The organism is Microbacterium sp. NPDC055502 (genome assembly GCF_053643635.1).
The window spans coordinates 404,517-418,612 of the sequence record NZ_JBSHKJ010000002.1; the positions used below are offsets into that span (position 1 = coordinate 404,517).

Here is a 14,096-nt window from a genome sequence, read left to right on the forward strand (position 1 = left end):
GCGCCCACCCACGAGGATTGGATGACGACATGACGACGATCGACGCCGAGACGAGCGTGGCTCCCCTGGAGTTCGCCGTGACGAAGAACCTGAACGCCGCGAGCCCGACGCGGCTCGCCGAGGTGCTGGAGAACCCCGGGTTCGGGGTCGTCTTCACCGACCACATGGTCGACATCTGCTGGTCGGCCAAGGGCGGCTGGCACCGTCCGCGCGTGCAGCCCTACGGCCCGATCCCGCTCGACCCCGCCGCCTCGGTTCTGCACTATGCGCAGGAGATCTTCGAGGGCATCAAGGCCTACCGTCACGCCGACGGGTCCATCCACACCTTCCGTCCCGACCGCAACGCCGCCCGCCTGCAGGCGAGCGCGCGCCGCCTGGCGCTTCCGGAGCTGCCCACCGAGTACTTCATCCAGTCGCTGCGCGAGCTGATCACCGTTGACGGTCGGTGGGTGCCGTCGGGCGCCGACCAGAGCCTGTACCTGCGGCCGTTCATGTTCGCCAAGGAGGCGTTCCTCGGGGTGCGCGCGGCGCAGAAGGTCGCGTACTACGTGATCGCGAGCCCCGCCGGCGCGTACTTCAGCGGCGGGGTGAAGCCGGTGCGCATCTGGCTCTCGGAGGACTACGCTCGCGCGGGCAAGGGCGGCACCGGGAAGGCGAAGACCGGCGGCAACTACGCCTCGAGCCTCCTCCCGCAGGCCGAGGCCGCCGCCAAGGGCTGCGACCAGGTCGTGTTCCTCAACGAGAAGCGCGACGTCGAAGAGCTCGGCGGCATGAACGTCGTGTTCGTCTTCAAGGACGGCCGCGTCGTCACCCCGGAGTCCGACAGCATCCTCGAGGGCATCACGCGCGACTCGCTGCTGCAGCTCGCGGAAGACCGCGGCTACACGGTCGAGAAGCGACCGATCTCGATCGACGAGTGGCGTCAGGGCGTCGCCTCGGGCGACATCGTCGAGGTCTTCGCATGCGGCACGGCCGCCGTCGTCACCCCGATCGGTGCGCTGGTCGGCGACGGCTTCGACGAGCCGCAGCCGCTCGGCGAGCTGGCCCTGTCGCTGCGCGAGGAGCTGACCGACATCCAGTACGGCCGCCGCGAGGACAAGCACGGCTGGCTCGTGCGCCTCGACGCCTGATCCCCACCTCCGAAGACCCCGCGCCGGCTCGCCCGGTCCGGGGTCTTCGTCGTCGCTAGGCTGGACGCATGAAGATCGCCCGGTTCAGCCACGACGACGCCATCATGTACGGGATCATCGACGAGCGCGAGCTCGTGGTGCTGGCCGGGGACCCGATGTTCGCCGGGTACGAGACCACCGGCGACCGGGTGCCGCTCGCCGAGGCGAAGCTCCTCGCCCCCGTGATCCCGCGCTCCAAGGTCGTGTGCGTCGGCAAGAACTACCACGACCACGCCGCCGAGATGGGTGGGGTCGCGCCCGAGGAGCCGCTGCTGTTCCTCAAGCCGAACACGGCCGTCATCGGCCCGGACGACGCGATCGTGCGTCCCACCGCCCTGTCCGAGCGCACCGAGTACGAGGGTGAGCTGGTGGTCGTGATCGGCAAGATCGCCAAGAACGTCACGGCGGAGAACGCCCTCGACTACGTGCTCGGCTACACGATCGGCAACGACGTCACCGCGCGCGATCTGCAGCGCAAGGACGGACAGTGGTCCCGGGCGAAGGGCTTCGACACCTTCTGCCCGCTCGGCCCCGTGATCGAGACCGACTTCGACGCGTCGACGGCGACCATCGAGACCAGGGTCAACGGCGAGGTGCGGCAGCACGCGCCGCTCACCGACATGATCCACTCGGTGGCGGACATCATCGCGTACGCCTCGGCCGTCTTCACCCTTCTCCCCGGTGACGTGATCATGACGGGGACCCCGGCGGGTGTCGGCACGTTCACGGCGGGCGACGTCGTGGAGGTGGAGATCTCCGGCCTCGGCATCCTCCGCAACACCGCGCGCGACGCCGTTCCCGCGACATGACCTCCGGCGCCCTGACGGCGGCGCAGCAGACGGCGGTGCAGCGGCGCACCGTCCTCGTGCTGTCGCTCGGGCAGGTCCTCGGGGGCATCGCGTTCGGGGCGACCGTCTCGCTCGGTGCTCTGCTCGCGGCCGACATCTCCGGCAGCGACGCGCTCTCCGGGCTGGCGACCGCCTCCGTCACGCTCGGCGCGGCACTGTGTGCGATCCCGCTCGCGCGGCTGGCGGCGCGGCTCGGGCGACGGCGTGCACTCACGCTCGGCAACCTCTTCGCCCTGGTCGGCATCGCCGTGGTGATCCTCGCCGCGTCGGTCCGGGTGTTCCCGCTGCTCCTCGTCGGCATCCTGTTGATCGGTGCGGGCAACGCGGGCAACTTGCAGTCGCGGTTCGCCGCGACCGACCTCGCCGCCCCGCAGCACCGCGGCCGCGACCTCTCCATCGTGGTGTGGTCGACGACGATCGGCGGCGTCGCGGGACCGCTGCTGCTCGGCCCCGGCGAGGTCATCGGCCATGCGATCGGGATGCCGCCGCAGACCGGGTCGTACGTGTTCTCGTTCGTGGCGCAGTGTGCCGCGCTCGTGCTCTACCTCGTGGCGCTGCGCCCGGATCCGCTCCTCGCGGCGCAGCGCCTCGCGACGCAGGCTGCTGCGGCGACCGGGGTGACGGCGGTGGACCGTCCGCGGGTCGCGCGCTACGCCATCTTCGCCATCGCCGGTTCGCACGTGGTGATGGCGTCGGTCATGGCGATGACCCCGGTGCACCTGTCGCACATGGCGCACGGCGCGCACGGCGCTGCGGCGACTCCGGCCGACGTCTCGGCCCTGGTGGGGATCACGATCGCGCTGCACGTGGGCGGCATGTACGCGCTGTCACCCGTGTTCGGTGTGCTGGCCGACCGGTGGGGACGGCTGCGCGTGGTGCTGCTGGGGCAGGTGCTCCTCGGCGGCGCGCTGGCGTTCGCGGTGTTCACGGGAACGGAGGCGTGGGGCGTGATGGTCGCGCTCATCCTGTTGGGCCTGGGCTGGAGCGCGGCGACCGTGGCGGGCGCCGCCCTCCTGACCGAAGCCTCCGCACCCGAGCTGCGCACGCGCCGTCAGGGTCGCAGCGACTCGCTCATGAGCCTCTCGGCCGCCGCCGGTTCCGTGCTCGCGGGCATCGTGCTGTCGAACTTCCAGTACGCGGGCCTCGGCATCGCCGCCTCGGTGCTCGTCCTCGCGATCGTGGTGCTCTCGCCGCTCGCGCGGGCCACTGCGCGGTGACGGACGGCGGAGGAGTCGTCACACCGCGGTTGGCCTGCGCGCCATCCGCTGAGGTCACCCGGAGGCGGTGTGCGCTGCGCTACGGTCGAGCCATGTCCTCCCAGGCCGGACGAGTCGCCGCAGGTGCTGTGCTCGTCGTCATCGTCGGCGCTCTCACCGGGTGTGCACCGAGCATCGGGACGCTGGTGAGGGACAGCCTCGCCGAGTCCGTGGAAGACGCGCAGGACTCGTTGTGGGAGTACCGCGACCAGATCGTCAGCGACCCGGAAGCGGCCGTCGCCGGACTCGGCTTCGTCCACGACGCGCGTGAGGGTGCCGACGACGGATCCGGTCTATACACCCTGGTCGCCCTCGACCAAGCCGACGACACCGTGACCCTCACTCTCGTCGTTGGTGGCGGCGCGACGACCGGCGGCGGGCACTGGTATCAGCAGGCGAGCGCCGCGACGTGCGTCGACTTCGTCTTCCCGCAGGCCGCCGCCGAGATCCGTGCGGAGGACGCCGTGTGCGGAGACATCCCGGACGCGGACAGGTACGACGAGGTCGTCCCATTCAGGGACCTAGACGTTCGGGAGTCGGTGACGGCGGCGGACTACCCGCCACCGATCTGCCAGTGCCACAGCGGAGGCGACTGCGACTGCCCAGGAGGCTGAGCGAGCGCCGCGGGCTGAGCCCCGCGCACCCGTAGAATCGAAAGGCTATGGCTACTCCTCACCCCCTCACCACGACCGCCAGCGGCGCCGACATCCGCGTCCGCTTCTGCCCCTCTCCGACGGGGCTGCCGCACGTCGGCATGGTCCGCACGGCTCTGTACAACTGGGCGTACGCGCGCCACAACGGCGGGAAGATGGTGTTCCGCATCGAGGACACCGACGCCGCGCGGGACAGCGAGGAGAGCTTCCGTCAGCTGGTCGACGCGCTCACCTGGCTCGAGATCGACTGGGACGAGGGCGTCGAGGTGGGCGGCCCCCACGCGCCGTACCGCCAGTCCGAGCGGCACGACATCTATCGCGGGGTGATCGACAAGCTGCTCGCGACGGGCGCGCTCTACGAGAGCTACTCGACGGCGGAGGAGATCGACGCCCGCAACGAGGCCAACGGTCGGGCGAAGCAGCTCGGCTACGACAATTTCGACCGCGACCTCACGGACGAGCAGAAGGCGGCGTTCCGCGCCGAGGGTCGCCAGCCGGCCCTGCGCCTGCGGGTGCCGGACGAGGACCTCACGTACGTGGACCTCATCCGCGGCGAGGTCACCTTCCCGGCCGGATCGTTCCCCGACTTCGTGGTCGTGCGTCCGAACGGCGTGCCGCTGTACACCTTCGTGAACCCGGTCGATGATGCGCTGATGGGCATCACCCACGTGCTGCGCGGCGAAGACCTCATGCCCTCCACCGCCCGTCAGCTGTCGCTCTACGCCGCGCTGATCGACGCCGGGGTGACGACGTTCGTCCCGCGCTTCGCGCACATGCCGCTGGTGCTGGGGGAGACGGGCACGAAGAAGCTCTCCAAGCGCGACCCCCAGGCCGACCTCTTCCTGCACCGGGAGCGCGGCTTCATCCACGAGGGGCTGCTGAACTACCTGGCGCTGCTGGGCTGGTCGATCGGCCCCGACCGTGACGTGTTCTCGCTCGACGAGTTCATCGCCGCGTTCGACATCGAGAACGTGAACCCGAATCCGGCCCGCTTCGACCAGAAGAAGGCGGAGTCGATCAATGGCGACCACATCCGCATGCTCGACGTGAAGGACTTCGCCGAGCGCTCGGTGCCGTACCTCGCCGCCGCTGGGCTGTTCGACGAGCCGACCCACGAGCAGCTCGTGCTGGCGTTCCGCGCCGCGCCGCTCGTGCAGGAGCGGGTGCAGCTGCTGGGTGAGGTGCCGGGCATGCTCGGTTTCCTCTTCCGCGACGAGGTGTCATACGACGCGGACGCCCTCAAGGGTCTGCCGGCGAACGCCGCGGAGGTGCTCGAGGCCTGCGTCGCCGCGCTCGAGCCCGTGCAGGACTTCACCCCGGAGAACGTCCAGGAGGCCCTGTCGACGGCGCTCGTGGACGAGCTCGGGCTCAAGCCCCGCGTGGCCTACGGGCCGCCGCGCGTCGCCATCACCGGGCGCCGCGTCTCGCCGCCGCTGTTCGAGTCGATGGAGCTGCTCGGCAAGGACGAGTCGCTGCGGCGACTGCGCGCCCTGGCCGCGTTCCTGGCCGACTGAGCCGCGACGCGCCCGAGCGGCGGCACACGCCGGTGGTTTTGGCGATCGGTCGCCGCTCGGGTAAGCTTGACTCTCGGTGCGAGGCTCCGGTTTCGCCCTTGGGGTATGGTGTAATTGGCAACACGGCTGATTCTGGTTCAGTTGTTCTTGGTTCGAGTCCAGGTACCCCAGCACTTCACAGAAGCCCGGAAATCCGCAGGAATGCGGCTCCGGGCTTCTGTCGTTCTCGGGCGAGGGCGGGCACGCTACGGGGTGTTCGCCGGCGGGCCCGTCCGCTCCGCGCGGAGCACCAGGGCGATGGTGGCGAACGCGATCGATGCGGCGACGGCGGGGAGATAGGTCAGGATGTCGGGCGTGACCGTCGAGGCGCCCCAGCACACCGCGGCGGCAAGTGCGGACACCAAAAAGGCGAGGATGTCGAGGGGACCGCGCTTCCTGACGAAGACGGCGGCCAGGAGCAGCGCCGCGGCGATCAGTGGTGCCCCGGTGGTCAGCACGGCGGCGACGCCGTGGTGGTTCGCCGCGTTCCAGACCGCGAAGTAGAGCTGCGCTCCGGCGAGGACGGAAGCCGCGACGCGGCGGGTTTCGCGATAGAAGGCGTGCATCAGTGCTCCTCAGTGACCCGGGAGCATGGGCCGCTCCCGACGGAGTGAGGGTACGTCAGATCTGTCGGGGTGTCCGCATATGAGGACGTCAGCGCGCGTGGACCGGGGTCGCTGCTACTTGCACTCCCCGAGGAAGCCGAGGTAGCAGACGGCCTCGTGGGTCACGGCGGGCTCGTAGTCGTCGTTGGATACCTGGCGGGTCGCGGTCTCCGGCGTGCGGGTGAGGTGTCCGAAGTCGCCCAGGGAGGCGACGTACGTGCCGTCGACATCCTCCGCGATCATCCGGTCGATCTCGGCGCGGTGCTGTGCGCACAGGTCGGCCGCGGTCGGCACCAGTTCCACGCCGGCGCACGCCCCCGCGTACTGGGCCTCCATCGCGGCGATGCAGTCGGTCCAGTCCTGGTCGACGTAGCACGGGCTCACCCCGTCGTCGGCGACGAGGTAGGCGCCGGTCTCGTACTCCTCGCTGTGGAAGGTCTCGGGCTTCTCCGGCACGTCGACCTTGGTCCAGTGGCGCGCCGTGACCACGGCGTAGACCGTGACGATCGCGGCGATGAGCAGCAGGGCGCCGACGATCGACAGCGCGATCCAGAGCCCCGCACGACTCTTGCGGCCGGTGCCGTCGGCGGGCGGGGCGTTCGGGTCGAGCGGCGGGGTGGCGAACGGAGCGGCGCCGGTCGCGTACGCCTCGGTGGTCGCGCCGTACGCCGCGGGGTACGCGGTCGGCGCGGACGTGGGGAGGTCATGGCCGCCCAGGGGCATCGTCGCGGCGACGGTCGCGGCGGGCGGCGTGGCCTGGCCGCTGACGGTGAGCCAGTAGTCGTACCAGCTGCGGCTCGCCTGGTCGTCGGCCTGCACGCGCTGGGCCTCGGCGGCGGTCAGCGGGAGGCCGAGGGCCTGCAGCCCCTCGTCGCTCAGCAGGGACGATCGGAACTCCTCGTATGACAGCGGCATGGTCGCAGAATATCGGTTCGACGCCGGATCGGCAGGCCGCGCGGCCGATGTCGGAAGACCCTGGAACACTACCGAGGTGATCGGAATGAGCTCCTTCTGGAAAGCGCTGCCCACCGAGGGGCGCTGGCTGCTGTCCACCGTCGCCATCCAGACGCTCGGGCGGGGCATGACGTTGCCGTTCACGATCATCTACCTGCACGAGGTCCGCGGGTTCGACCTGGGGCTCTCGGGCGCGCTGATGAGCCTGATCGCCATCACCGGGCTCGTCGTGACCGGTCCGGGAGGCACACTCATCGATCGCTTCGGTGCCCGCCGCGTGCTGATCACGGGGCTGCTGGCGATGATCGCGGGGTGCACGCTCCTGGCGTACGCGACGCATCCTGCCGTGGCCACCGTGGCCGTGGTGCTGATCGGCGTGAACTTCGGCGTCTCCTGGCCGGGGTTCAACGCCCTGATCGCCTCGGTGGTCGAGGGTGAGCTCCGCCAGCAGTACTTCGGCGTGAACTTCGCGCTGGTGAACCTGGGCATCGGCGTCGGCGGCATCGTCGGCGGGTTCTTCGTGAACGTCGACGATCCCGCGACCTTCACCACGATCTTCCTCATCGACGCGGCGACCAGTCTCATCCCACTCGCGCTGCTCCTCGGGCCGCTGAGACGTGTGCGCACGCAGCCCGACCACGACCCGGCCGACGAGACGGCGGGTGGCTACCGCGAGATCGTGCGCCGGCCCGCGGTGCTGTGGCTGACGCTGCTCACCTTCCTCTCCGTCTTCATCGGCTACGGACAGCTGGAGGCCGGCTTCCCGGCGTTCGCGCGACAGGTGGCAGAGGTGTCGACACAGGTGGTCGGCATCTCCTTCGCCGTGAACACCGCGGTGATCGTGCTGCTGCAGTTCGCGGTGCTCCGGCTGATCTCCGGCAAGCGTCGCACGCGGGTGATGCAGGTGATGGCGCTCATCTGGGCCCTGTCCTGGGTCGCGCTCGGAGCTGCGGGGCTGCTGCCCGACTCGCTCGCGGCCGCGATCGGGGTGATCGCGTTCATGGGGGTGTTCGCATTCGGGGAGACGATGCTGCAGCCGACGGTGCCCGCGATCTACAACGACCTCGCCACCGACCGCACCCGGGGCCGCTACAACGCGATCAACTCGGCGGCGTTCCAGGGTGGAGCGATCACCGGGCCGTTGGTGGCCGGTCTGCTGCTCGGCGCGGGGGCGCAGGGCTGGTTCATCGGCGTGATGGTGGCCGGAAGTCTGGCGGTGGGCGTTCTGGCTCTCGTGCTCGAGCGCGTGGTGCCTTCGGAGGCGAACGGCGTCCCCCTCCATCGAACGGAGGAGGTCGCGGGCGAGGCCGCGGTCTAGGCTCCGGAGCATGGCACTCGAATCGCTCTTCCTCCGCCTCGATCGGATCGCCGGCGGGCGGCAGGCCGGCGTCGCGATCAGCGAGGCCGGACGCACGCATCCGAAGACCGTGCGCGCCTTCACCTGGATCCTCTGGCTGCTGGTCGCGGAACTGGTGCTCGGGGTCGGCGCCGTCGTCGTCGCGCTGATCCTCGCCGTCGACGGCGAGAGGGTGCCGTTCGCCGTGTGGATGCGCACGCTCATCGTGCTGGCGATGACGGCGACCCTGTTCTACTTCGCCTGGCGGGCCCGTCGTGGTTGGCGCTGGGCCTACCAGCGCCTGCGCCTCTTCGCGCAGATCTTCCCGGTCATCACGCTCGTCATGGCCGCCATCCCCGGGCTGTACCCGGTGTGGATGGTGACCGAGCAGATCGTGTTCAGCCTCATCATGATCGGCATCGCCGACTTCCTCACCAGCGACCACATGCGCTCCGTCTTCGCGAAGGATCCGCCCGCGGATAGCACCTCGGCCGGGTGACGCGCCACTCCCTTTTCGTCCGGTCGCACCCGAGGCAGGCTTCAGGGGACCGGAACGACGACGGCGGGAGGAGCAGGGATGGCGCGGCTGATCAGGGTGGTGCCGGGCGTCGACCCGGGGTTCCGTCGACAGCGGTCGGGCTCCGGGTTCCGCTACGTCGACCCGACCGGCGCACCCGCGCCCGAGGCCGACCGGGAGCGCATCAACGACCTGGTCATCCCGCCCGCGTGGCGCGACGTGTGGATCGCGGCGGATCCGCTCGCGCACATCCAGGCCGTCGGCATCGACCAGGCCGACCGCAAGCAGTACCTCTACCACCCGCTGTGGCGCGTCTCCCGCGACCGCCGGAAGTTCGTGCGCGCCCTCGATCTGGCCTCCGCGCTCCCGAGCGCGAGGGCGCAGGTGACCAGGGCGCTGCGCGAAGAGGGGCAGACCAAGGACAGGGCCCTCGCGATCGCGTTCCGACTGCTCGACGACGCGGCCCTGCGCATCGGATCCGAGCGGTACCTCGCGCGTCACGGCAGCCGTGGACTGACCACGCTGAGGCGCCGCGACGTGCGCCTCAGCGGCCGCGACGTCGCACTGTCGTTCCCCGCCAAGAGCGGTCGCACCGCCTCGATCGAGATCACCGACGAGGCCCTCGCGGAGGCGCTCACGGACTTCGCGGCGGGAGCCTCGAATGCGTTCCTGCTCGCGTACCGCAAGGGGAGGAGGCGTGTGAAGATCACGCCCGCGGAGGTGAACGCGTACCTCAAGGACGTGTTGGGGGCGAGTTTCACGGCGAAGGACTTCCGCACGCTGCACGGCACAATCATCGCCGCCGACGCCCTCGCCCGCATCGGGGCCCTCGACCGCAAGGGTCAGCGCGCTCAGGCCGAGCGGCTGGCTGTGCAGGCCGCCGCGACCGCGCTCGGGAACACGACCGCCGTCGCCCGCAACAGCTACATCGACCCGCGGGTGTTCCGGCAGTACGCTCGCGGACGCACCCTCGACCTCGACGTGACCCCCGAGACCGCGATCCGTCGCCTCCTCGGCGGTCCCGAGACCTCCCGCAAGGTCAACCGGCGAGGGACGAGCAGAGGGCGGCGATCAGCAGCGGCACGAGCCGCGTGAGCACGGCCGCGACCACCGGCCAGCACTGCGCGCGCGTCTCGACGCCGCGTACCGCGGCCGAGACCCGGTCGCGCGGCGACGAGGCCGTCGCGTCGGCCCGGCAGGCCGCGTCCCGGGGGCTCTCCGCGGAACCGGGGGCATCGGCTCGTCCAGGTCTGAACCTCGCCGAGGCCGTGCGAACGGCTCCAGGATGCCAGGATGGAAGGATGGACACCGCCAACCTGACCCGCGAGGAGACCGCCGCGCGATCCGCGGCCGTCACCCTCCACCGCATCCGCGTCGAGCTCGACCTGACCGGAGCGCCGGAGCGGGCCCGCACCGGATTCCCCACCGCGACCACGCTGGAGTTCGACGCGACGACCGACGCGACCTGGCTCGACTTCATCGGCGAGGAGGTGCGCCGCGTCGAGGTGAACGGCGAGGAGCGCGAGGTCGACTACGACGGAGCACGGATCGCGATCACCGGTCTGGCACCGTCCAACGTGGTGCGGGTCGAGGCGGTCGGCGCTTACAGCCGCTCGGGGGAGGGGCTGCACCGCTTCCACGACCCCGCCGACGACCGCACCTACCTGTACACGCAGTACGAGCCGGCGGACGCCCGCCGCGTGATGGCGTGCTTCGAGCAGCCCGACCTCAAGGCCGAATACACCTTCGTGGTCGATGCGCCGTCGGGGTGGGAAGTGCTGTCCAATCAGTCGCCCGCCCATGTGGACCTCGGCGTGGGCGTGCAGCGCGTGGAGTTCGCCCCTACGCTGCCGATCTCCAGCTACATCACCGCGGTGGCCGCGGGACCGTACACCCGTGTGGACGGGGAGTGGACGCGCGACGAGCAGCGCATCGCCCTCGGACTGTTCGTGCGACGCTCGCTGGCCGAGCACCTCGAGTCGGACGAGATCCTGGAGGTCACGCGGCAGGGGCTCGACTTCTTCACCGAGGCCTTCGCCTATCCGTACCCCTGGGGCAAGTACGACCAGCTCTTCGTACCCGAGTACAACCTCGGCGCGATGGAGAACCCCGGGCTGGTGACCTTCACCGAGTCCTACCTCTCGCGCGGTGCCGCCACCGACGCACAGCGGGCGGCCAGGGCCAACACGATCCTGCACGAGATGGCTCACATGTGGTTCGGCGACCTCGTGACCATGACCTGGTGGGACGACCTGTGGCTCAAGGAGTCGTTCGCCGACTACATGGGCTCGCACGCGTCCGCGGTGGCGACGCGCTTCCACGACGCCTGGGTCACGTTCGCGATGCGGCGCAAGTCGTGGGCATATCAGCAGGATCAGCTGCCGACGACGCACCCGATCGTGGCCGACATCCCCGATCTCGAGGCGGCGAAGCTCAACTTCGACGGCATCACGTACGCCAAGGGTGCCTCGGTGCTGAAGCAGCTGGTCGCCTACGTCGGCGACGAGGCGTTTTTCGAGGGCGCGCGACGCTACTTCGCGGCGAACGCCTTCGGCAACACCACGCTCGACGACTTCCTCGTGGTGCTGAGCGAGGCGTCCGGGCGCGACATGAGCGACTGGGCGGCGGCGTGGTTGCAGACCACCGGGGTCTCGACGCTGTGGATCGAGGCGGACGACGACGGCCGCCGCACCCTCGTGCAGAGCGGGACCCGTCCGCATCGCCTCCGCATCGGCTTCTACGACCGGGTCGACGGTCGGATCGTCCGCCGCGAGCAGCGGGAGCTCGACCTTCCCGGCGAGCGGGTCGAGCTCGACGTCCCCGAAGCGGACCTCGTGCTCCTGAACGACGACGACCTCACCTACGCGAAGGCGAGGATGGACGACCGCTCGCTGGCGACCGCGGAGGAGTCGCTCTCGGCCATCGAGGACCCCCTGGCGCGGGCGCTCGTGTGGTCGTCGCTGTGGAACGCGACCCGCGACGGTGAGCTCGATGCGGGACGCTTCCTGCGCATCGCCCGTGCTCACGCCCCGGCCGAGCCGAACGGCGGACTGTTGGGGGCGGCGATCCAGAACGCCGCGTTCACCGTGCGCCACTTCGTGGCCGACGAACGCCGGGTCGAGGAGCAGCGCGCCTGGACGGAGGCCGCCTGGTCGGCGCTGCAGGCCGCGGAGGCGGGAAGTGACGCGCAGCTGTCGTGGGCGCGCGCACTGGCGACGGCCTCGGCGTTCGACGATGTGCACCACGCCGACCTGCGCGACATGCTCGACGGCCGGGGTCCGGACGGTCTCGTGATCGATCCCGACCTGCGGTGGCAGCTGCTGACCGCGCTCGTCACCACCGGACACGCCGACGGTGCCGACATCGCGGCGGAGGAGGAGCGGGACGACACCGGCGACGGACGCACGGCCGCCCGCCGTGCCCGCGCGTCGCGCCCGGAGGCGCCCGTGCGCGCCGCGGCCTGGGCGGCTGCCTGGGATGACCGCTCGCTGACGAACGACCACCTGGACGCCGAGATCGCCGGATTCCGCGCGGGCGGCCGTCGCGACCTGATCTCCGATTTCGACGCCGAGTACTTCTCCCGCATCCGCGACGCGTGGAGCGAGCGGAGCATCGAGCTGGCGCAGCGCCTGGTGATCGGGCTGTTCCCGGCCGGTGACACGCTCGACCCCGTCGACGCGTGGCTCGACGCGAACGCGGACGCCCCGGCGGCGCTGCGTCGCCTCGTGGTGGAGCAGCGCGACCACCTGGCGCGGGATCTCCGGGTCCGCGCCGGCCAGGCCTAGATCGGCTCGACGCTCATCCCCATGACCGTGCGCACGATCCACGGGTGCGCTCGGTCGTCGTCGATGTGGCGCATGCCGAGCTTCTCGGCGACCCGGCGGGACGCGGTGTTGTCGGGGTGAATGATCGCGGTCAGCAGCGTCGGCGCGAGCTCGCGCCCGACGAGCTCGACGCAGGCGCGTGCGGCCTCCGTGGCGTAGCCGCGCCCCTGGAGCTCCGCGCGCACGTGGTAGCCGACCTCGAGCACGGGTTGCCCGTTCGACGACTGCCACGTGAGACCGCAGTCACCAACGAACGCGCCGTCGTGGGTCTCCAGGGTCCACAGGCCGTGCCCGTCCTGCGCGTAGCGCTCGCGCATGCGGACGATCCACGCGGCGCTCTCGGCGCGGGTCTTCGGTGCGGGATAGTAGGTCATCACCGCGGGGTCGCCGAGGAGCGCGGCGAGGTCGTCGAGGTCGTCGTCGATCATCTCGCGGAACACGAGCCGCTCCGTGGGGCGGGGCAGGAGCCGTCGCGGGGCCGACCGCGGTGGGGTGCTCACAGGTCGAGCGTGTCGCCGGGGTCGAGCACGAAGAACTCGCCGCCGTTCTGTTCCGTCGCCCACTGCAGCCGCTGCCGGTGCATGTTCCTGCCGATCACGGACAGCGTCATGTCGTGCGTGCCGAACGCCCGGCGCGGCTTGACGGCGAGCACGTAGTCCATCGCCTCGCCGATCTTGAGCCACGGGCCGCCGAGCGGTGCGGCCAGGGTCTGCACGTCCACACCCTCGGGTACTGCGTACGAGTCGCCGGGGTAGTAGAGCTCGTCGTTCACGAGCACGCCGACGTTGTCGATGGTCGGGATCGAGGAGTGGATCACGGCGTGGGTGCCGCCGAAGAACCGCAGTGTGAACGGTCCGACCTCGATCGTGTCGCCGGGCGAGACCACCGTGATGTCGTATCCGTCTGCCGCCCGGGCGACCCCTTCCGGGCCGTAGACGGGGGTGCCGGGCGCGGCACGGAGGATCCGGTCCAGCTGCTCCGGCGTCCAGTGGTCGGGGTGCTCGTGGGTGAGCACGACCCCCACGAGCCCGCTGAGGTCGTCGGGCGGCGTGGTGAAGGAGCCGGGATCGACCAGGAGGGTCTGACCGTTGAGGTCGAGGCGGAGGGCGGCATGTTCGAACTTGGAGACGCGCATGACACGAGTCAACCGCTCCGCGGCGGTCGCGGCAATCACCGCGACGGCGCGCCACGCCCGGGTGTCGCGCGGACGCGGCGCCGATTTGGCGCGTGGATAACGGCCGTGCCATACTTGAACGGTTGTCGCGGGACGGAAACGCTCCGCCAGACGGCCCCATCGTATAGCGGCCTAGTACGCCGCCCTCTCACGGCGGTAACGCGGGTTCGAATCCCGCTGGGGTCACACAACACGACGAAAGCCCTC

Annotated in this window: 13 protein-coding genes and 2 tRNA genes; 11 read left to right on the forward strand and 4 right to left on the reverse strand. The window is 70.6% G+C overall.

Translation table 11 applies throughout. The features are described from left to right. The first annotated feature begins 29 nt into the window (after nucleotides 1–29). The 6 genes from ACWH95_RS12930 to ACWH95_RS12955 all read left to right on the forward strand — a co-directional run bounded on the left by ACWH95_RS12930 (nucleotide 30) and on the right by ACWH95_RS12955 (nucleotide 5,611). On the forward strand, nucleotides 30–1,130 hold the full coding sequence (locus ACWH95_RS12930) for a branched-chain amino acid aminotransferase (RefSeq protein WP_136034915.1): 1,101 nt from the start codon (nucleotides 30–32) through the stop codon (nucleotides 1,128–1,130). Nucleotides 1,131–1,198: 68 nt separating this feature from the next. Then, nucleotides 1,199–1,978, forward strand: a complete 780-nt coding sequence (locus ACWH95_RS12935; RefSeq protein WP_136034913.1) for a fumarylacetoacetate hydrolase family protein — start codon at nucleotides 1,199–1,201, stop codon at nucleotides 1,976–1,978. Beyond that, nucleotides 1,975–3,234, forward strand: a complete 1,260-nt coding sequence (locus ACWH95_RS12940; protein WP_454120775.1) for an MFS transporter — start codon at nucleotides 1,975–1,977, stop codon at nucleotides 3,232–3,234. Before ACWH95_RS12935 ends, ACWH95_RS12940 begins: the two co-directional genes overlap by 4 nt. A 92-nt stretch (nucleotides 3,235–3,326) precedes the next feature. After that, nucleotides 3,327–3,887 (forward strand): hypothetical protein, encoded by a 561-nt coding sequence (locus tag ACWH95_RS12945; protein ID WP_454120776.1) that lies wholly within the window; start codon nucleotides 3,327–3,329, stop codon nucleotides 3,885–3,887. Nucleotides 3,888–3,934: 47 nt separating this feature from the next. Further along, on the forward strand, nucleotides 3,935–5,440 hold the full coding sequence (gltX, locus tag ACWH95_RS12950) for a glutamate--tRNA ligase (RefSeq protein ID WP_206251344.1): 1,506 nt from the start codon (nucleotides 3,935–3,937) through the stop codon (nucleotides 5,438–5,440). Nucleotides 5,441–5,539: 99 nt separating this feature from the next. Then, nucleotides 5,540–5,611, forward strand: a tRNA-Gln gene (locus ACWH95_RS12955). 74 nt (nucleotides 5,612–5,685) lie between these two features. Here ACWH95_RS12955 and ACWH95_RS12960 read toward each other — a convergent pair. Both ACWH95_RS12960 and ACWH95_RS12965 read right to left on the reverse strand, forming a co-directional pair. Further along, nucleotides 5,686–6,045: a hypothetical protein gene (locus ACWH95_RS12960; RefSeq protein WP_136034905.1), complete on the reverse strand. Its 360-nt coding sequence runs from the start codon at nucleotides 6,043–6,045 to the stop codon at nucleotides 5,686–5,688. 114 nt (nucleotides 6,046–6,159) lie between these two features. Continuing rightward, nucleotides 6,160–6,999, reverse strand: a complete 840-nt coding sequence (locus ACWH95_RS12965) for a hypothetical protein (protein WP_454120777.1) — start codon at nucleotides 6,997–6,999, stop codon at nucleotides 6,160–6,162. 85 nt (nucleotides 7,000–7,084) lie between these two features. Between ACWH95_RS12965 and ACWH95_RS12970 the strand changes: the two genes are divergently transcribed. From ACWH95_RS12970 to pepN, 4 genes are all read left to right on the forward strand, one after another. Beyond that, entirely contained in the window at nucleotides 7,085–8,356 is a 1,272-nt protein-coding gene (locus ACWH95_RS12970) for an MFS transporter (RefSeq protein ID WP_206251340.1), read from the forward strand. A 10-nt stretch (nucleotides 8,357–8,366) separates the two neighbouring features. Next, nucleotides 8,367–8,873, forward strand: a complete 507-nt coding sequence (locus tag ACWH95_RS12975) for a hypothetical protein (protein WP_378822754.1) — start codon at nucleotides 8,367–8,369, stop codon at nucleotides 8,871–8,873. Between the two features lie 78 nt (nucleotides 8,874–8,951). Continuing rightward, nucleotides 8,952–9,986, forward strand: coding sequence for a DNA topoisomerase IB (locus ACWH95_RS12980; RefSeq protein ID WP_378822755.1), 1,035 nt, complete (start codon nucleotides 8,952–8,954; stop codon nucleotides 9,984–9,986). 206 nt (nucleotides 9,987–10,192) lie between these two features. Next, nucleotides 10,193–12,676 (forward strand): aminopeptidase N, encoded by a 2,484-nt coding sequence (gene pepN / locus ACWH95_RS12985; protein WP_247638718.1) that lies wholly within the window; start codon nucleotides 10,193–10,195, stop codon nucleotides 12,674–12,676. Here the strand turns inward: pepN and ACWH95_RS12990 are convergent. Next, the gene (locus ACWH95_RS12990; protein ID WP_247638887.1) at nucleotides 12,673–13,143 is read right to left on the reverse strand and encodes a GNAT family N-acetyltransferase; all 471 of its coding nucleotides are present in this window, start codon (nucleotides 13,141–13,143) and stop codon (nucleotides 12,673–12,675) included. The genes pepN and ACWH95_RS12990 overlap by 4 nt on opposite strands. Before the next feature lie 68 nt (nucleotides 13,144–13,211). Continuing rightward, nucleotides 13,212–13,850 carry an MBL fold metallo-hydrolase gene (locus ACWH95_RS12995; protein WP_454120778.1) on the reverse strand — a complete coding sequence of 213 codons (639 nt, stop codon included), beginning with the start codon at nucleotides 13,848–13,850 and terminating at the stop codon, nucleotides 13,212–13,214. Between the two features lie 152 nt (nucleotides 13,851–14,002). On the opposite strand from ACWH95_RS12995, the gene ACWH95_RS13000 reads away from it, so the two are divergent. Continuing rightward, nucleotides 14,003–14,075: transfer RNA gene (locus tag ACWH95_RS13000), tRNA-Glu, on the forward strand. The last annotated feature ends 21 nt before the right edge of the window (nucleotides 14,076–14,096 follow it).